Annotated in this window: 20 protein-coding genes; 6 read left to right on the top strand and 14 right to left on the bottom strand. The window is 61.5% G+C overall.

Annotated features, from left to right (window positions below; genetic code table 11):
* Window positions 1–34: 34 nt before the first annotated feature.
* The 3 genes from RA26_RS11150 to RA26_RS11160 form a co-directional block, all read right to left on the bottom strand.
* Entirely contained in the window at window positions 35–1201 is a 1167-nt protein-coding gene (locus RA26_RS11150) for an alpha-hydroxy acid oxidase (protein ID WP_039183738.1), read from the bottom strand.
* A gap of 140 nt (window positions 1202–1341) precedes the next feature.
* A complete protein-coding gene (gene trpA / locus RA26_RS11155; RefSeq protein WP_039183739.1) occupies window positions 1342–2133 on the bottom strand; it encodes a tryptophan synthase subunit alpha in 792 nt (263 codons plus the stop codon).
* An 84-nt stretch (window positions 2134–2217) separates the two neighbouring features.
* Window positions 2218–2715 carry an acyloxyacyl hydrolase gene (locus tag RA26_RS11160; RefSeq protein WP_039183740.1) on the bottom strand — a complete coding sequence of 166 codons (498 nt, stop codon included), beginning with the start codon at window positions 2713–2715 and terminating at the stop codon, window positions 2218–2220.
* Window positions 2716–2935: 220 nt separating this feature from the next.
* On the opposite strand from RA26_RS11160, the gene ychF reads away from it, so the two are divergent.
* Both ychF and RA26_RS11170 read left to right on the top strand, forming a co-directional pair.
* Complete coding sequence (gene ychF / locus RA26_RS11165; protein WP_039183741.1) at window positions 2936–4033, top strand: redox-regulated ATPase YchF; 1098 nt, start codon at window positions 2936–2938, stop codon at window positions 4031–4033.
* A gap of 149 nt (window positions 4034–4182) precedes the next feature.
* Complete coding sequence (locus tag RA26_RS11170) at window positions 4183–4560, top strand: DUF2237 family protein (protein ID WP_039183742.1); 378 nt, start codon at window positions 4183–4185, stop codon at window positions 4558–4560.
* Between the two features lie 74 nt (window positions 4561–4634).
* Here RA26_RS11170 and trpB read toward each other — a convergent pair whose 3' ends face one another.
* The 4 genes from trpB to ihfB all read right to left on the bottom strand — a co-directional run bounded on the left by trpB (window position 4635) and on the right by ihfB (window position 7730).
* Window positions 4635–5894: a tryptophan synthase subunit beta gene (gene trpB, locus RA26_RS11175; RefSeq protein ID WP_039183743.1), complete on the bottom strand. Its 1260-nt coding sequence runs from the start codon at window positions 5892–5894 to the stop codon at window positions 4635–4637.
* Window positions 5895–6395: 501 nt separating this feature from the next.
* Window positions 6396–7049, bottom strand: coding sequence for a phosphoribosylanthranilate isomerase (locus RA26_RS11180; protein ID WP_039183744.1), 654 nt, complete (start codon window positions 7047–7049; stop codon window positions 6396–6398).
* 7 nt (window positions 7050–7056) lie between these two features.
* Window positions 7057–7407: a lipopolysaccharide assembly protein LapA domain-containing protein gene (locus RA26_RS11185; RefSeq protein WP_039183745.1), complete on the bottom strand. Its 351-nt coding sequence runs from the start codon at window positions 7405–7407 to the stop codon at window positions 7057–7059.
* Entirely contained in the window at window positions 7407–7730 is a 324-nt protein-coding gene (gene ihfB / locus RA26_RS11190; RefSeq protein WP_271906704.1) for an integration host factor subunit beta, read from the bottom strand. Before ihfB ends, RA26_RS11185 begins: the two co-directional genes overlap by 1 nt.
* Before the next feature lie 492 nt (window positions 7731–8222).
* Here ihfB and RA26_RS11195 point away from each other — a divergent pair, with 492 nt between their 5' ends.
* Together RA26_RS11195 and RA26_RS11200 are read left to right on the top strand one after the other, a co-directional pair.
* Window positions 8223–9584, top strand: a complete 1362-nt coding sequence (locus RA26_RS11195) for an ammonium transporter (protein WP_241482633.1) — start codon at window positions 8223–8225, stop codon at window positions 9582–9584.
* A gap of 114 nt (window positions 9585–9698) precedes the next feature.
* The gene (locus RA26_RS11200) at window positions 9699–9896 is read left to right on the top strand and encodes a hypothetical protein (protein WP_019298082.1); all 198 of its coding nucleotides are present in this window, start codon (window positions 9699–9701) and stop codon (window positions 9894–9896) included.
* A gap of 38 nt (window positions 9897–9934) precedes the next feature.
* Here the strand turns inward: RA26_RS11200 and RA26_RS11205 are convergent, their stop codons facing one another.
* Window positions 9935–10831, bottom strand: coding sequence for a DMT family transporter (locus RA26_RS11205; RefSeq protein ID WP_052272387.1), 897 nt, complete (start codon window positions 10829–10831; stop codon window positions 9935–9937).
* Between the two features lie 77 nt (window positions 10832–10908).
* Entirely contained in the window at window positions 10909–11742 is an 834-nt protein-coding gene (locus RA26_RS11210) for an AraC family transcriptional regulator (RefSeq protein WP_039183746.1), read from the bottom strand.
* Window positions 11743–12113: 371 nt separating this feature from the next.
* Here RA26_RS11210 and RA26_RS11215 point away from each other — a divergent pair, with 371 nt between their 5' ends.
* Window positions 12114–12767 (top strand): hypothetical protein, encoded by a 654-nt coding sequence (locus RA26_RS11215; RefSeq protein WP_039183747.1) that lies wholly within the window; start codon window positions 12114–12116, stop codon window positions 12765–12767.
* Window positions 12768–12937: 170 nt separating this feature from the next.
* On the opposite strand, the gene rpsA is transcribed toward RA26_RS11215, so the two are convergent.
* The 3 genes from rpsA to RA26_RS11230 all read right to left on the bottom strand — a co-directional run bounded on the left by rpsA (window position 12938) and on the right by RA26_RS11230 (window position 16267).
* Window positions 12938–14617, bottom strand: coding sequence for a 30S ribosomal protein S1 (gene rpsA, locus RA26_RS11220; RefSeq protein ID WP_039183748.1), 1680 nt, complete (start codon window positions 14615–14617; stop codon window positions 12938–12940).
* Between the two features lie 312 nt (window positions 14618–14929).
* On the bottom strand, window positions 14930–15418 hold the full coding sequence (locus RA26_RS11225; protein ID WP_039183749.1) for a hypothetical protein: 489 nt from the start codon (window positions 15416–15418) through the stop codon (window positions 14930–14932).
* A gap of 207 nt (window positions 15419–15625) precedes the next feature.
* Window positions 15626–16267: an NAD(P)H-dependent oxidoreductase gene (locus RA26_RS11230; protein ID WP_039183750.1), complete on the bottom strand. Its 642-nt coding sequence runs from the start codon at window positions 16265–16267 to the stop codon at window positions 15626–15628.
* A gap of 114 nt (window positions 16268–16381) precedes the next feature.
* Between RA26_RS11230 and RA26_RS11235 the strand changes: the two genes are divergently transcribed.
* Window positions 16382–16759: a winged helix-turn-helix transcriptional regulator gene (locus RA26_RS11235; RefSeq protein WP_039183751.1), complete on the top strand. Its 378-nt coding sequence runs from the start codon at window positions 16382–16384 to the stop codon at window positions 16757–16759.
* A gap of 17 nt (window positions 16760–16776) precedes the next feature.
* On the opposite strand, the gene RA26_RS11240 is transcribed toward RA26_RS11235, so the two are convergent.
* A complete protein-coding gene (locus RA26_RS11240; RefSeq protein ID WP_039183753.1) occupies window positions 16777–17046 on the bottom strand; it encodes a DUF6525 family protein in 270 nt (89 codons plus the stop codon).
* A complete protein-coding gene (locus tag RA26_RS11245) occupies window positions 17039–18241 on the bottom strand; it encodes a GTP-binding protein (protein ID WP_206540432.1) in 1203 nt (400 codons plus the stop codon). The genes RA26_RS11240 and RA26_RS11245 overlap by 8 nt, the downstream gene beginning before the upstream one ends.
* Between the last annotated feature and the right edge of the window lie 139 nt (window positions 18242–18380).

Raw genomic sequence — 18380 nt, forward strand, 5'->3', positions numbered from 1 at the left:
AAAACTCCGTTCGATTGTCGTTATTGCGCTGGCTTCACGCTTGCCAGCGGCCGCCGAAGTCCTCCGGGATCAGCAGGTTATGGCGCCCCAGTCCCTCGACTGAGCGTTCGCCGCACAGCGCCATGGTGGTGTCCAGTTCCTTTTGGATCACTTCCAGCGCTGCAGTCACGCCCTTCTGCCCCATGGCACCCAGACCATAGACAAAGGCGCGCCCAATCATAGTGCCCTTGGCCCCCAGCGCCAGCGCCTTCAGCACGTCCTGGCCGGAGCGGATGCCGCTGTCCAGATGCACTTCGACATCACTGCCGACGGCATCCATGATTTCCGGCAGCATCCGGATGGAACTCAGCGCGCCATCCAGCTGCCGCCCGCCGTGGTTGGAAACCACGATGGCATCAGCGCCCAGTTTTGCAGCCATTTTCGCGTCCTCGGCGTCCAGGATCCCCTTCAGGATCACCTTGCCGCCCCACATCTCCATCAGCTTTTCAACCTTGCCCCAGTCCAGAGCAGGGTCGAACTGCTCCGCCGTCCAGGCGCCCAACTGCGAGGTGTCGGAGACACCGTGCACATGACCTACGATGTTGCCGAAGTTGCGCCGCTTGGCGCCCAGCATCTGTAGGCCCCAGGTCCATTTGGTCATCAGGTTGGCGATGGTGGCCGGTGTCAGTTTCGGCGGGGCGGACAACCCGTTCTTCAGATCCTTGTGGCGCTGGCCCAGGATCTGCAGGTCCAGCGTAATCACAAGTGCCGAGCACTTGGCATCCTTGGCGCGTTGGATCAGGCGGCGGATATAGTCCTCGTCCTTCATGGTATAAAGCTGGAACCAGAAAGGTTTGGTAGTCGCCTCCGCCACCTCCTCGATCGAGTTGATCGACATGGTGGAGAGCGTGAACGCCACCCCGAACTCTTCCGCTGCGCGCGCCGCTTTGATCTCGCCATCGGCGTGCTGCATGCCCGTCAGCCCCACCGGTGCCAGTGCCACCGGCATCGCCACGTCCTGGCCGATCATCCGGGTTGCCGTGGTGCGTCCGGTCATATCCACCGCCACCCGCTGGCGCAGGCGAATCTGCTCAAAGTCTGAGGTGTTCTCGCGGAAGGTCTGCTCAGTCCAGCTGCCGCTTTCGGCGTAGTCATAGAACATCCGCGGCACACGGCGTTCATAGATGCGCTTCAGGTCGTTGATATTGGTGATCACCGGCACTGGATTCTCTCCCGATCTCATTTGGTAAAGTTTCTTTACCAATTCAAGCCAGCAAAAGCAACGCCCCGTTTGCCGCACCCTTTGAAACGCAAAAACCGCGCCCGAAGGCGCGGTTTTCAAACCTGATTTGGGAACGAGCCTCAGCCCTTGTGGGCGCCGTCCGCCAGGGACTTCACAAACGCCAGCACCTCTGCCGGGGACTTGCCTGCGCCGATCTGGCTAACGATGGCACTGCCCACCACCGCGCCATCAGAGATCGAGGCGATGTTCTGCGCCTTTTCCGGCGTGTTGATGCCAAAGCCCACGATGATTGGCAGATCGGTCGCGGCCTTGATGCGGGCAACCTCGGGGCCCACATCGCCGGCCTCGGCCTCAGCCGCGCCGGTGATGCCGGTGATCGAGACATAATAGACAAAGCCCGACGTGTTCTGCAGCACCTTGGGCAGGCGCGCGTCGTCGGTGGTGGGGGTCGCCAGGCGGATGAAATTCAGCCCCGCCTTTTGCGCGGGGATGCACAGCTCGTCATCTTCTTCCGGCGGCAGGTCCACCACGATCAGCCCGTCGATGCCGGCAGCCTTGGCATCCTCCAGGAATTTCTCCACGCCGCGGTTGTAGATCGGGTTGTAGTAGCCCATCAGCACGATCGGGGTGGTGTCGTCGTCTTTGCGGAAATCGGCTGCCAGCTGCAGCGTCTTTTCCAGCGTCATGCCGCCGTCGAGCGCCCGCTGGCCCGCCAGCTGGATGGTCGGTCCGTCCGCCATCGGATCGGTGAACGGCAGGCCCAGCTCGATAATGTCGACACCGGCGCCCGGCAGCCCCTTCACCACCTCCAGCGAGGTGTCGTAATCAGGGTCGCCCGCCATCACATAGGTGACAAAGGCTTTCTTGCCGACGGCATTCAGTTCGGCGAATTTGGCATCGATACGGGTCATGGGCGGGCCTTTTGAAATCTGTCCGCCCCGGTGTGCCGAATGTTGCGAGGGAAATCAATCCCGCGCGAGGTCCGGCGGCCCGGCTCAGCTGCCCAGCGGAATATGCCAGCGCAGGGTCAGCGAGTTCACGCCTGGGTTTTCATCCGCGGTGGAGGCGTTGGACTTGTGGCTGATGGCCAGCGACACGGCCTTGCCGTTCTGGAACCGCTTGCCCACCGCCAGCAGGCTGCGGATCTCGAAGGCGGACCCCAGATCGTTCTCCGGCGAGCTTTCGTGATAGGCGCCGGGCATGACGCTGGTTTCGATGAACCAGTTGTTGTTCAGGTCGATCAGGCCGCTGATGCCGATACCGGCAAAAACATCACCGGTCTCCACCACCTGCAAAGTGCCGCCAAAGCGCGCCGACATACGCCCCTTTTCGTAAAACGGCGTGTGCAGGTATTCGGCAGCAAAAAGGGCGCCGTTTTCCGCGGTCTCCCGGTGGTAATCGGAATACCCCAGCCCCAGTGTCACTTCCTGCGCCGCAGCGGGTGCCGCCATGGCTGCCGAAACCGCAGCCGCCAGCAGAGTTGTCTTTTTCATTTCCAGCCCCTCGGAAAATAATGACTTTTGGCCAAGCTTTTTCAGGAGTCTTCTAAAACTCCCTAAACATTTGCCAAGGGGCTTATGGAAAATCAGTGTGCATACTGTCTGTGAAGCGGCACACAGTTCGCAACTGTGGCAGTTCTGCCAGACAGACTTGGCTTGCGCGGGCGTGCAATGCTGCCTAGAAGCAGCTCCCAAATGGCATCAGGAGGCCGCAATGGGCTTTAAAATGGGAATCGTCGGCCTGCCCAACGTGGGTAAATCGACGCTGTTCAACGCACTGACCAAAACCGCCTCGGCGCAGGCGGCCAACTTTCCGTTCTGCACCATCGAACCCAACGTGGGTGAAGTCGGTGTGCCGGACGCACGGCTGGACAAGCTGGCGGCGATTGCCGGCTCCAAGCAGATCATCCCGACACGGATGACCTTCGTCGACATCGCAGGCCTGGTTAAGGGCGCCTCCAAGGGCGAAGGTCTGGGCAACCAGTTCCTGGCCAACATCCGCGAAACCGATGCGATTGCCCATGTGCTGCGCTGCTTTGAAGACGGCGACGTGACCCATGTGGACGGCCGCGTCGATCCGGTGACCGACGCCGAGGTGATCGAGACCGAGCTGATGCTGGCCGACCTCGAAAGCATCGAGAAGCGCCGTGCCAACCTGGTGCGCAAGCTGAAGGGCAACGACAAGGAAGCCCAGCAGCAGGACCGCCTTCTGGCCGCTGCGCAGGCGATGCTGGAAGACGGCAAGCCTGCCCGCCTGGTCGAGGTTGATGCCGAAGACGCCAAGGCCTGGAAGATGCTGCAGCTGCTGACAACCAAGCCGGTGCTTTACGTTTGCAACGTGGGTGAGTCGGAATCGGTCGAGGGCAACGCCCACTCCGCCAAGGTCGCCGAAATGGCTGCTGCACAAGGCAACTCCCATGTGATCATCTCTGCCCAGATCGAGGAAGAGATCAGCCAGCTGGAAGCCGAAGAAGCCCAGATGTTCCTGGAGGAAATGGGTCTGGAAGAAGCCGGGCTCGACCGTCTGATCCGCGCGGGCTACGAACTGCTGCACCTAGAAACATACTTTACCGTCGGCCCCAAAGAAGCACGCGCCTGGACAATCCGCACCGGCACCGCGGCACCGCAGGCGGCGGGCGTCATCCACGGCGACTTTGAGAAGGGCTTCATCCGGGCCGAAACCATCGCCTATGACGATTTTATCGCCTGCAATGGCGAACAGGGTGCCAAGGAAGCCGGCAAGATGCGGGCCGAAGGCAAGAGCTATGTCGTCAAGGACGGCGACGTGCTGCATTTCCTGTTCAACACCTGATCCGTTTTTCAGGTGAGTTTTCAGCCGCCCGCCAGCCCCGCTGGCGGGCGGTTTGCGTTTGACATCTCCGCCCCTGGCACCGGAAATACCGGGACGCACCGTGCAATCGCACTACTCTTACAGGGGCACGCAGGAAGGGCAGGCCTTCGATGGACAAAGACGACAGCATCAACGTATTGGGCGGCCCGCTTGCGCTCTGCTCCAATGGCCCGGTGACCGGGTTCTTCCGCGACGGCCATTGCAACACCTGCGCCGAGGATCAGGGCAGCCACACTGTCTGCGTGGTCACCACGGCAGAGTTCCTGGCGTTCTCAAAATACGTTGGCAACGACCTGTCGACACCGCGCCCCGAGTTCAGCTTTACGGGCCTTCAGCCCGGCGACCGCTGGTGCCTGTGCGCCGCCCGCTTTCTGCAAGCCGCGGATGAAGGCTGCGCGCCCAAGGTCCTGCTGGAGGCGACCCACATGCGGGCACTGGACATCGTGCCGCTGAGCGTGCTGCAAAGCTATGCCGCCGACCCGGCCTAATCAGCCGCGATGCGCATGAAGAAATGAAAAAGGCGCCCCGCGGGGCGCCTGTTCTGTTGCAGCATTGTCCGAACTTACTCCTCGAAGGTGCGGCCCTCTTCGGTGTCGGACATGTCAAAGCCCAGGTGCTTGGCGACCGTAAACACGTCCTTGTCGCCGCGGCCGCACATGTTCATCACGATGATGTGGCCCTTGGGCAGCTCCGGCGCGATCTTCATCACATGGGCCAGCGCGTGGGAAGGCTCCAGCGCCGGGATGATGCCCTCGGTGCGGCAGCTGACCTGGAAGGCTTCCAGCGCTTCCTTGTCGGTGATCGACACATACTGGGCGCGCCCCGTGTCGTGCAGCCAGGAATGCTCCGGCCCGATGCCGGGATAGTCGAGACCAGCTGAGATCGAGAAGCCTTCCTGGATCTGGCCATCCTCATCCTGCAGCAGGTATGTGCGGTTGCCGTGCAGCACGCCGGGGCGGCCGCCGGTCAGCGACGCGCAATGCTGCATCCGGTCATCAACACCCTTGCCGCCGGCCTCGACGCCGATGATGCTGACGGAAGCATCATCCAGGAACGGGTAGAACAACCCGATGGCGTTGGAGCCGCCGCCGATTGCGGCAATCACGGTGTCCGGCAGGCGGCCTTCGCCTTCTTGCTCAGCCAGCTGCCAGCGGACTTCCTTGCCGATGACCGACTGGAAATCGCGCACCATTGCCGGATAGGGGTGCGGACCGGCCGCGGTGCCGATGCAATAGAAGGTGTCGCGCACGTTGGTCACCCAGTCGCGCAGCGCGTCGTTCATTGCGTCCTTCAGGGTGCCGCGGCCCGATGTCACCGGGATCACCTCAGCACCCAGGAGGCGCATGCGGAACACGTTGGGCGCCTGCCGCTTCACGTCGTGCGCGCCCATGTAGACGATGCACTTGAGCCCGAACTTGGCGCAGACGGTGGCGGTGGCCACCCCGTGCTGCCCGGCGCCGGTTTCGGCGATGATGCGGGTCTTGCCCATGCGCCGCGCCAGCAGGATCTGGCCCAGCACGTTGTTCACCTTATGCGCGCCGGTGTGATTAAGCTCGTCGCGCTTCATATAGATCTTGGCGCCGCCCAGTTCCGCCGTCAGGCGCTCCGCAAAATAGAGCGGGCTGGGCCGGCCGACATAGTGTTTCCACAGGTCTTCCATCTCGGCCCAGAAGGAGGGGTCGTCCTTGGCTTTGTTATATTCTTCCTCAAGGCTCAGGATCAGCGGCATCAGGGTTTCAGATACGAAACGCCCGCCAAAGATGCCAAAGCGGCCCTGTTCGTCCGGACCGTTCATGAAGCTGTTGAAAAGATCGTCGGCCATGGTTCTTCCCTCACTTTCGCAGCGCCCGCCATGACTATAGCGCGCCAGCGCCTTGGTAAAGGGAGATTGCGCAAGCGGCTGCATCCGGCCAGGGCCCCTGCCCTGCCGGTATGCTGCTGGTTTCTGCTGTGATCTGCCTGTCAAAAGGCCGGAAGGTTAAGGATGGCGGCGCCGCCAAGCGGCGGAGGCGGGACGGGAGGGTTGCTCCCCCACGCGAAACGTCGTCTGTGCGTGCCCCTGCCAAAGGGCCCTGTTCCAATGTGCCGGGGGTGTCAGGCCCGGCAGTGACCGCGATCAATTGGGACTTTGCCGCACGCCGCTTAAGATCCCGTGAGACCAGCGTACGCAGGGTGCGCAACTCCCTGGGCGCCGCGTGTGCCGCTGATGCCGCGCAGTGAGTATTTTTGGAAAGATGAAGGTGCAGGCCCGGTGTTTTCATCTTTCCCCAAATACTCAAATCCCGGCGGAGCCGCCATCGCTGCCAATGGGAAATGCAGGGCGTCAGCCGCGGGCGGCGCGGGCCGCCTTGGTGAAGGCGTCAATCAGAGCCGCATCTTTTTCGCCCGGTGCGCTTTCGACGCCGGAGGAGACATCAACCTGGCGTGCGCCGGTCATGCGGATGGCTTCTGCCACGTTTTCAGGTGTCAGCCCGCCGGCCAGCATCCAGGGTTTCTGCCAGTATTTGCGCCCCGCCAGCAGCCGCCAGTCAAAGGCGAGGCCGTTGCCCCCGGGCAGCTCTGCCTCTTTCGGCGGCTTGGCGTCGATCAAGAGCTGATCTGCCACCTGTTCATAAAGCGCGATCTGGGGAATGTCGGCGGCATCGGCAATGCCCACCGCCTTCATCACCGGCAGGCCATAGCGGGCGCGCACCTCGGCTACCCTTTCCGGGGATTCTTTGCCGTGAAGCTGCAGCATGTCGAGCGGCACTGTGCCGGTGATGGCATCCAGTTCGTCATCAAAGGCGTTCACCGTCAGCGCCACCTTGCAAAGACCAATCGGGGCTTCGATGGCCAGCGCGGCGGCCTGGGCGATGGAGACGTTGCGCGGCGATTTCGGAAAGAACACAAAGCCCGCATAAGCCGCCCCGGCCGCGGCAACGGCAGCCACATCCTGCGGGGTGCTGAGCCCGCAGATCTTAACCCGGATGTCCGTCATTGCCGACTCAGTTCGCGTCTTCGAGAAGCGCCAGGACTTCGTCCTTGCCTTCGTTCTTCTGCTTCTTGAGCCGGGTCACTTCACGGTTCAGCTTGCGTGCTTCGCGGGCCTTCTGGGCTGCTTCGCTGCGGTGCTTGTGCTCGCGGATCCATTCCCACAGGAAGCCGATCACCAGCCCTGCACCAACGCCGCCCAGCACCACCACGAAAAGCGGCAGCGCGATGCTGTAGTTGAAGCCGGCCAGTTCGGCAAAGGCCGCCGGCATCAGTTTCAGCTCAACCACCGTGCTGTTGGCCAGACAGACAGACACCAGCACAACGGCCAGTGCCCCAAGAACCGCGTAGCGAATGTAACGCATCAGGCTTTCCCGTTCAGGCGGTCCCTCAAGAGTTTACCCGTCTTGAAGAACGGCACATGTTTCTCTTCGACTTCGACCGTCTCGCCGGTGCGCGGGTTGCGGCCGGTGCGCGCGTCCCGCTTCTTGACCGAAAAGGCGCCAAAGCCGCGCAGTTCAACCCGGTCGCCGCGGGCCATGGCATCGGTCACTTCCTCGAACACCGTGTTCACGATCCTCTCCACATCCCGCTGATACAGGTGCGGGTTTTCGTCTGCAATCTTCTGAATCAACTCAGAGCGGATCATGTTCTTTTTCCTCCCAGGGTGCCGGTATGTTTTGGCTATTATTCTGAGAGTATAGGAAAATTTCGCGCGCGGGGGAACAAAATGCCGCAGCTTTCACGGGCAAATCGGCGGCTCTTCACCACCTTTTCAGCCTGCAAACCCCCAATCCAGGGCGGCAAAGCGCCGCCGCAGCGCGGCATCGGCGCCAGTTTAGAAGGCGGAGGCCGGTTTGATTCGGGGCACTGCCAACAACTGCCTTCAGTGCCCGGAATCCGGCACAACGCCGGTCTGGCCGCGCGGGATGCGGCATCAGCCCGGCCTTCGTGCCGCATATGAAACTATATTTCCGCAAAGTAAAATTTTTCATTGTAAAGCGCCCCGCATCGCTCATCCTTTTCCTAACCAGGCGCGTCACAAACTGACCAGATCTGGTGCCAAACGAACCGGCACAGCCGCCCCATGGCGGCAACGGGTGCCGGCCTGCCGAAGCTGGTGGCGAACAACCGGCAGGCAGCCAAACCAACTTGGAGAAAACTGGAAATGCCTTTGGACATGAGCACGATACATGTGCAGCAAGTTACCCTGAACTCCCTGGTGCAGAATATTCTGTACGCATCGGGCATCGTCGGGGCCATCCTGGTCGTTGTCGGCCTGCTGCTGATCGACGCGGGCACCGCGCGGCGCAGGAACCTGTTCAACTCGACCATTGAAAAGACGCTGGGGTTCTTCCTCGGCTTTGCCACCTATTACGTCATCGGTTTCGGCCTGTGGGCCGGGCAGTATTACATCATGGAAGGCGCGACCATGATGGATTCGATCAAAGACTGGTGGCTGGGCGGCGCCATGACCAATGCGCTGGCGCATCACACCGACCCGGCAACATTCCCGGGGCTGAACACCTTCCAGATCTTCATTTTCTTCCTGGCGGTGTTTGCAGGCATCATCAACATCCTGCTGCATTTCGCGGTATCTGAGCGGATGAAGGCCTCGGCCTATTTCATCACCTGCATCGTCGCTGCGGTGGTCTCCTCGGCTCTCAGCTGGGCGACCTGGGGCTCTGTCGGGCCGCTGACCAATGCGGGATTCCACGACTTCTTCGGTGTTGGTTTTGTTTACCTGTTCCCGGCCGGCATGGCGCTGGTATTCACTCCGAAACTGGGTGCGCGCCCCGGCATGATGGCACCGCACCCGCGGATCTCGGCCTATCTGGCCCCCAGCATCGGCCTGTGCGCGCCGGGCCTGCTGCTGATCTTTGCCGGCCTGCCGATGGTGATCCTGTCCTGCCTGTTCTTTTTTGATCCCGAAGCGCTGGCGGTCAGCGTCACCATGGCCGACACCAGTGTCGGCATCGCCATCAACAACTACGCCATGGTCTGGGCCGGCGGCGCCATTACCGGGCTGCTGATCGCCTATGCCACCGGCAAATACGCCTATACCCTGCTGGGGCCGCTGGCGGGCTATGTCGCCGGCGCATCCGGCTTTGATGTCTACCTGCCCTGGCAGGCCTTCATCGTCGGCCTGGTGGCGCCTTTCGCGGCCTATGCCGTTTATGAGTTCACGCTGAAGCGCGGCATCGACGAGCACAAGCTGTTCCCGCTGTTCCTGGGCTGCGGCACCCTGGGCATGGTTTTGCTGGGCCTGTTCAAGGCGGGCACTCCGCGCGGCGGCTACTTCGGCATCGAGGAAGGCGCCTATGCGTTCCAGCACGGTGAGATTTCGCTGGTGATGCAGCTGGTGGGGACTGCCGTCTGCATCGGCACCGGCGTTGTCACGGCGCTGATCCTGGCCTTTGTCCTGGAGCGGACGGTTGGCTTGAAAGTGTCTGAGGACGATCAGATCGACGGGCTGGACGGCAAGAACTGGGACCTGGAGCCGGATGTTGTCACCCACGCGGACAGCGCACAGCACGCCTGATCCATCTTGAGCCGCATAAGGCCCCGGCAAACGCCGGGGCCTTTTTTGTGCTGTTCAGGTCGGCACCGCCAAGAATCGGCTATAGTCAACGTCATCAACACGGAGGAGACGACGATGCTGTACCCGCTTGCCTCGCTTGAGGCTGACAAACTGGACGCGATCAAGAGCCTCGAAAAGGACATCGGAAGCCCGGTGGTGGCGCTGGCAGGTGTTGAAACAACCACCGCAGCCCTGCCTGACGAGAAGCTGAAAAAGCTGCAGGAGCTGGAAGAGGAACTGGGTGTCGTGCTGGTGGCGGTGCGACCGAACTAACAGATGCCACGGCTAGGGGACGCTGGCGGCATGGGGCGTCAGCGCCTCCCCTCTGCCGCTATGCCAAAGAAGGTGCCGCCGACAATCAGCCCGGCGCCGATCATCGCGGTTGCAGTGGCGGGTTCGGACAGCAGCATCCAGGCCAGTGCAAAACCGAACAGCGGCTCGGTTCCCATCAGGAAGCTGACGCGGGTCGGGCTGGTGCGCCGGACTGCGGCGTTCTGAACGTAGAAGGCCCCGACAGTACAGAAGAGTGACAGGAAGACGACGGCAGCCCAGCCCTTGGCCCCAGCATGAACCAGCAGCCCGGCCGGACCTGACTGGGAGAGAATGATCGCCAGCACCAGCCCCGCAACGGTGAAAGCCTGCACTGCGGTCAGTGCGGCGGAGGACAGGCGGCTGCCTTCCATCAGGCGCTTGGTCGAGACCACCATGACCGCGCGCAGGCCCGCGGCGCAAAGGACCAGAAGGTCACCGGCGCCGAAAGCTCCCATGCCACCCGACAACACCAGGACACCCGCCACTGCCACAGCTGCTCCTGCGATCACACCAGCGGGCGGCAGGCGCCGCTGCAGGCCGAACTCCAGGAACGGGGTGAAGATGGTGCAGAGCGAGATGATCAGCGCGGTGTTCGTGGCCGTGGTCATCGACACGCCCCAGGTCTCCGCAAGGAAGATGGCGCAAAGGATGCTTCCGAGCAGCGCCCCGGACAGGATTTCCCGCCGGCAGGCCGCGCGCAGGTCGCGGCAGGCCACCATCCCCATCACCAGCGCTGTCAGAGCAAAGCGGAAGAAAATCAGGAGCAGCACCGGCATATGCGCCAGCGCGCCCTTGGCGACCGGGTAGCTTGCGCCCCAGACGAGCGCCACACCTAGTACCGCCAGATCAGCCCAGAGTGCGATTCGCTTGGTGATGAAGTGTTCTGAAACGGTCATGCCCGCCCCCGTCTGTTTCGCAATCACAGGCGGGATAGGCTTCCGGGGGTCTCGCGATATAGAACAAAAACGCGGTGTCAGCCCCGTGCGTAAGCAGCGGGGGTGATACCTGTGATGGCGCGGAAGTGGCGGCCCATGTGGCTCTGGTCTGCAAAACCCGCCTGAGCCGCAGCCTCTGCCGGAGAGAATCCCGCGCGCAGCAGGTGTTTCACATGCTGAACCTTGCGCTGCAGATGCCAGGCATGGGGCGGCAGGCCGGTGACGCGCCGGAAGGCGTCAATCGTCTGACGCCGCCGCAGCCCGGTAATGCGGCAGAGGTCCTCCAGCGGCACGTCGTCCTCGACCCGGCTGTGCAGATATTCGATGGCGTCGGCAATGCGCCCGCTGCCGCGGGGCTGCGGCTGCGAGACCTCCGGCGCAAGTTCCCGCAGCAGCCCGCCCACCAGCGTATCGAGAGCCACATCGCGCGACAGGGTCTGATCCGATGTGTGCAGAGCCTCGTGCAGGACGGCAAAGCGCCTCGCAAGGTCAGGCCGGGCATGGAAGGCAGCGCCGAAATCCAGCGTTCCGGCTGGCGCGCGGCCGGTGATGTCTTCCAGAAGCGCCCGCATCCCGGCCTCAGGGATGTAGATCATCCGCTGCCGCCAGCCAGCCTCGCTCCCCGAACCGCCGTGGTGGACATCGCCGGGCCGCATGGTGACCACCGACCCCTGCGGCACCTGGTTCATTTCTCCGCGGCACCAGACAGCATGGACACCGCCGTCGATCACGCCAAAAAGGTACTCGTCATGGGCGTGGGGTTTGAAGGTCTGTTTCAGATAGCGCGCGGAGAGGGTCTCAATGCCATAGAGATCCGGCCGCGACCGCAGGGTCGCCGCTTCGCTTTTCCGTTTAGAACCTGCGTGCTGCAAGACAAGATACCTGTGCCGCTGACCGGATGATGCTTAGCGTTGCGGTTCAACCCGGTCAAACGAAGCGTGTGCAGGAGGTAAACGGAGATAGCAATTGCATGGGGCACGGCAATTCCCGGAGTGGATCAGTTCATTCGCATGAGCAACTAACAAGCCCTCGCCCGTGGCAGCGGCCGGTTTTGCGCACAATCATCGCATTTGAACAGCGCAGCGAGGCTCAGAACCGGAGATACAAATGTGCCAGACAAAGAATGGGCTGCACCTGCCTTCGGATGATCCGTCCCAGCATTGACCCAGCGCAACAGCGAGTCAATTATGAACCATTAGAATGAGTTCTTTGACCAAAATTCAACCATGGGTGATTTTCAGAAATGCAGTACCACATCGAGGGAAAAACAAAGTTCGCCTTCCTGACCGAATACCGCGAAAGCTTTCAATCGGACATCTCCGGCATCAATGCGGAGCTTTCGGAAAAATACGCTAGTGACTTTATACCCGTAAGCGAGGCTGATGCCTGGATATTGTTCAACTGTGAAGCCGGTCTCAAATCCGATGGCACGCTTTGGGAACGCTACCCCCACAACGAAGGGGAGTTTGGCGTGCTGCCGTTACCCGACAACATCCGTTTCTGGAACGGAGAGGACGCACCGGACTGGAACAAACCTATGTCGATTGAAGTGAACCTCCGGCAGTTCCTGAGATACCTGGGAAACGTAAAAAACAAGCTCGTCGCGACACGGGGAAACCATCGCTATCATATGGGGGCCTTCCGCTACCCGGGGATCGCGGACGATCCTTTGAAGCAGGCAAAGGTCTTGGCCGGCGTCATCCACGGATATTTTGAGAAAAGGCGATACAACAACAACCGCGTACCGCTCGACTTCCTGATAACGAACTATGCGGAGGATACAGACCTCGCGGAGTTTATGCTTCAGACGAGTTATGTGCATGCTGTGCGCAGACCCGCCGTGCTGCGCGGCCGTGCGCGCAACATTGCGGACGCCGTCCGCTGGCTGCAAGGATAACAGCCCCAATTCAGTAGCAGCATGCCGAAACCGGAACTCGAAAGAGGTTCCTGGGAACCGCCAGCAGCAAAGCCGGCAACTAAGCTTCGCTTGGTCTAGCGAACCGCAAACAAAAAGCCCCGCAGAAATCTGCGGGGCTTTCCGTTTTGTCAGCCGTGAAGCCGGGGAGATTAGTCGCCCGACTTCAGTGCGGCGCCCAGGATGTCGCCCAGCGATGCGCCGGAATCCGAGGAGCCATACTGTTCCACTGCTTCTTTCTCTTCCGCGATCTCGCGCGCCTTGATGGACAGGCCCAGGCGGCGGGTCTTGGAGTCGACGTTGGTGACGCGCACGTCGACCTTGTCGCCAACCGAGAAACGCTCGGGGCGCTGGTCGGCACGGTCGCGGGACAGGTCGGAGCGGCGGATGAAGGACTTCATGCCTTCGTATTCCACTTCGATGCCGCCGTCTTCGATTGCGGTCACTTCAACGGTCACAATCGAGCCGCGCTTCACGCCGCCCACGGCTTCGGCGAACTTGTCACCGCCCAGGGCTTTGATCGACAGCGAGATACGCTCTTTCTCAACGTCCACTTCGGAGACAACGGCCGAAACCATGTCGCCTTTGCGGTAGTTCTGGATCGCGTCTTCGCCGCGCTCGTCCCAGGACAGGTCGGACAGGTGAACCATGCCGTCGATGTCGCCGTCGAGGCCGATGAACAGACCAAATTCGGTGATGTTCTTGACTTCGCCTTCGACCTGAGTACCCTCGGGGTTGTTCTCGGAGAACACTTCCCACGGGTTGCGCATGGTCTGCTTGAGGCCCAGGGACACGCGGCGCTTGGCACCGTCGATTTCCAGAACCATGACGTCGACTTCCTGGGAAGTGGAGACGATTTTGCCCGGGTGGACGTTTTTCTTGGTCCAGGACATCTCGGAGACGTGGACCAGACCTTCGACGCCCGGCTCCAGCTCAACAAATGCACCGTAATCGGTGATGTTGGTGACGCGGCCCTTGTGCACGGAGGACAGCGGGTACTTGGCGCCAACCAGATCCCACGGGTCTTCCTGCAGCTGCTTCATGCCGAGGCTGATGCGGTGGGTCTCTTTGTTGATCTTGATGACCTGAACCTTGACGGTTTCGCCGATCGACAGGATCTCGGAAGGGTGGTTCACACGGCGCCATGCCATGTCGGTGACGTGCAGCAGGCCGTCAACGCCGCCCAGGTCAACAAACGCACCGTATTCGGTGATGTTCTTGACGACACCATCCACTGCCTGGCCTTCGGACAGGTTGCCGATGACTTCGGCGCGCTGTTCGGCGCGGGACTCTTCGAGGATCGCGCGGCGGGAGACAACGATGTTGCCGCGGCGGCGGTCCATCTTCAGGATCTGGAACGGCTGCTTCAGACCCATCAGCGGGCCTGCGTCGCGCACGGGGCGCACGTCAACCTGCGAGCCGGGCAGGAAGGCAACAGCGCCGCCCAGGTCGACGGTGAAGCCGCCTTTGACGCGGCCGAAGATCGCGCCTTCGACGCGCTGATCGTCTGCGTAGGCTTTTTCCAGGCGGTCCCAGGCTTCCTCGCGGCGGGCCATCTCGCGGGAGATGACGGCTTCGCCACGGGCGTTTTCAGCGGCGCGCAGGAACACTTCCACTTCGTCGCCGACTGCGATTTCAGCCGCTTCGCCGGGGTTTGCGAATTCTTTCAGATCAACGCGGCCTTCCATTTTGTAGCCGACGTCGATGATGGCCTGGCCGGCTTCGATTGCCAGCACTTTGCCTTTGACAACCGAACCTTCGTCCGGGGTGTCCATTTCGAAGCTTTCGTTCAGGAGGGCTTCGAATTCCTCCATCGATGCGTTTTGAGCCATGAGGTCTCAGGTTTCCTTTACTAGTGTTTCTGGCCGGGCGGTTGTCTCCGCCGGTCTTGGTTAAGCCAGTCCAGTACGTGACCCGGAGCACATCTGATCAAACAAACACAAAGGGCCGAGGTATTCCCCAGCCCTGCTCAGATATGCCGCCCGGACGTTTGCCGCCCATGTTCTGACAGCGCGCGATATAGGCGGATTCCCGGGTGCGCGCAAGGGAAAAGCCCTGCATGGCAAGGTGCAAAGGGATTTTCAGCAAGCATGTAAGCAATCTGCGGCGCTGCAAATTGCCCGCCGCACCCTGCGCTGTCCAGGTCAGGGCGCCTTGTGGCTGTATTCCTGTTCCAGCAGGACGACACCCACAAACACATAGTCAACCGACACCCCCTCTCCCAGCAGAGGCATGTAAAGCTCGGAGGTGCTGCGGTATTCCGGCAGCGGGCCGACATAGGGCAGCGCGGCCAGCAATGGCCGGGAGCTGGAGGCGACTTCGTGGAAACAGCTCCATATCATCGATCCGGGTCCAAAGCCGGGATGCTCGGATAGCCGGGTGCCGACATACTTGCGGCTTAGCGTGTTGATGATCTTGTTGCGGATATACAGCGCCTTGAAGTCGGCAGGTTCACCGGATTGCGTCCGCTCAATTTCAAAGACGGACAGGATGTTCGGTGCCGGGCGGGCATTCGGCAGTTCGAATTGGGTGAGCCGCGGGAAATTTCCGTCTTCAGCAGCGTTCCGCCAGTGGAAGAAGACCTGCTTCAGTTCCGGCTGCAATTCGCCTGCAGAGAAATCAAAAGTAAACACGTTTGGCTGTCCCCGGCACAAACACACCACACTGCGGCTCCTTGGAAGCGGCAAGAGCCGTGCCTAAAAAATAACACACAGCTGTTAATGTAGCCTGAAATCAGCGTATTAAAGGATTCAATTCGATTTGATTGCTGTAGGCGCCCGGCAAAGAGAGGCAGGCAGGCGGCCGGAAATGCCGCCTGCCTGCCTTCATGCGGGAATTACTCAGGCGATCTCTGTCACGATGGTTTCACGGGATTTGCGCACCTTCTTCATCGGCAGCAGCCAATCGCCGTCTTCCTGCCGGTAGCCGAGCGGCAGCAAGAGAACGGAGCGCAGGCCTTTGTCCTTGAGGTCCAGGATTTCGTCGATCTTCTCCGGCGTGAACCCCTCCATCGGGGTGCTGTCGACCTCCAGTTCCGCCGCGGCGGCCAGCGCAAAGCCCAGCGCGATATAGGCCTGGCGGGCGGCGTGGTCGTGGTTGGTGCGCTCCTCACGCGGCAGGTAGGTTGCTTTGAGGTTATCGTAATACTGGTTCAGCATCGGGATCTCGCCCCGCTCTTCGGTCATCTGGCGGGTGACGGCGTCGATACGGTCCTCGGAGTAGTTGTCCCAGGCGGCAAAGACGATCAGATGCGAACCGTCGGTGATCTGTGCCTGGTCCCAGGCATGCGGACGGATCTGCGCGCGGATCTCCGGGTTGGTGATGACAAACACCTCAAACGGCTGGGTGCCTGAAGAGGTCGGCGCCATGCGGATGGCCTCGATGATCTGGTCGACCTTTTCCTGCGGAACCGCCTTGGCAGGGTCCATTTTTTTGGTGGCGTAACGCCAGTTCAGTTTCTCGATCAGGGTGCTCTTGCTCATGTTTCCGGTCCTTTCAGGAAGGATGGTATAAATTTGTAACTGGATATATAAGCGGAACCGGATAGGGCACAAGAAGGCACATTCCTGAGCCCCGGTAACACGGAAGGAACCGCCATGGCGGAAGGTCAATGCCCGGAGTGCGGGCGCATCAACGAAGTGCTGTCGCGGGTCGGCGACCGCTGGAGCGTGCTGATCGTGATCTCCTTGGCGCAATACGGCGTGCTGCGGTTCAATGAGCTAAAGAGGCACCTGGGGATTTCCCAGCGGATGCTGAGCCTGACCTTGCGCGAACTGGAGCGCGACGGGCTGGTGAGCCGGACCTATTACCCGACGATCCCGCCCAAGGTGGAATATGCGCTGACACCCTTGGGCGAGTCGTTCCGCGAGCCGGTCAGGGCGCTGGGGCTTTGGGCGCTGGAGCATCTGCCGGTGATCGACGCGGCGCGGGCAGAGTTCGACGCTGCAGCTGAAGCGGAGAAAAAGACCGCCTGAAGCTGCGGTCGTCTTCTCTAGTTCCGAAAGGCCCAGACGCGGGCGTCCCGTTTCAGCATTGCCTGTTCAGCGGCATCCAACCGTGCCACGGCTGCAGCGGGATCGCGCCTGCCGCCCGCCTTGGTCCAGAGCCTGAGCGCTGACGCCGGACTCCAGGGCAGGCACGCGTCCGCCAGCCACTGCCGCAGGGTCGGCGGCAAGGCATCGTAGGCCTGCATCGGATCCCCTGCCCTGCGCCGCCGTTTCAGGCGGGAGTTCAGATTGCGGCGCGCGCGGCGGTCAGCCATTGCGGCGCCAGCTTGGGAAGGGGTCGTCCAGGGCGGCCCAGGCCGGGTCGAAGCCATTCACCGTTTCCGGCATCAGGCAGGCGTCCAACCGTGCGGTGACTGCTGCCTTGTCGAGGCCTGTACCAATGAACACCAGCTCCTGCCGCCGGTCACCCCAGGTTTCGTCCCAGTTCTGCAGGAATTCGCGCCGGGCCTCAGAGTGAGACGGCCAGCGCTCCGTTGGCACCGCCGCCCACCAGAGACCCAACGGGCGGACGGAGGAAATCGCCCCGGCCAGCGAGAACTCCGCAGCCAATTCGGGGCGGGTGGCCAGCCAGAAATGCCCTTTGGCCCGGATCACTCCGGGCAGATCGCCATTCAGAACTGCGTGGATCTTGGCGGGGTCAAAGGGGCGCTTGGCCCGGTAGACGAAAGAGGAAATCCCGTATTCCTCGGTTTCCGGCACATGGTGGTCGAAGCCATAAAGCTCTTTGGCCCAAAGGGGATGCTCATGAGCCTTGTCAAAATCGAAACGGCCAGTGTCGAAGATGCGGTCTCCGTCAACTTCGGAGTAATCGGCGTGGATCACCTCGCCATCCGGGTTCAGCGCTTTGATGACCGCCATTGCCGCGGAAGTCTGGTCCGGTCCTGCGTCTGTTACCTTGTTCAGGATGATGACATCAGCGAATTCGATCTGGTCGGTCAGCAAGTTGACCAGGGTGCGGTCGTCCTCCGCGCCCAGGCTTTCGCCGCGGTCGCTGAGGAAATCATGGCTGGCGAAATCCCGCAGCAGGTTCACGGCATCAACCACCGTGACCATAGTGTCCAGCCGCGCCACATCCGAGAGGCTGGCGCCCTGCTCATCCCGGAAATCAAAGGTCGCGGCGACCGGCAGCGGTTCCGCAATGCCGGTGCTTTCGATCAGCAGATAGTCAAAGCGCCTCTCGCCGGCGAGGCGGCGCACCTCCTGCAGCAGGTCGTCTCGCAGCGTGCAGCAGATGCAGCCATTGGTCATTTCCACCAGCTTCTCGTCCTGGCGCGACAGTTCCGTTCCGCCGCGCACCAGGTCCGCGTCGATGTTCACCTCGCTCATGTCGTTGACGATTACCGCCACCCGGCGGCCAGCGCGGTTGTTCAGAACGTGATTCAAAAGCGTGGTCTTGCCCGCCCCGAGGAAGCCCGAGAGCACAGTTACTGGCAGCCTATTATCCATCATACGCGAGTCCATATGTTATATCATAACAACTAATTTATGTGGATAGCAGCTGGTCTGTCCGGCCGCAAGGCTGAAACCGGCTGCCCCTCCCCTAAGCTTGGCCGTCTGCCGCAGGCCGTGGAGCTTTGAGTATTTCTGG

It is taken from the genome of Leisingera sp. ANG-M7 (assembly GCF_000813965.1).
Taxonomy (GTDB): Bacteria; Pseudomonadota; Alphaproteobacteria; order Rhodobacterales; family Rhodobacteraceae; genus Leisingera.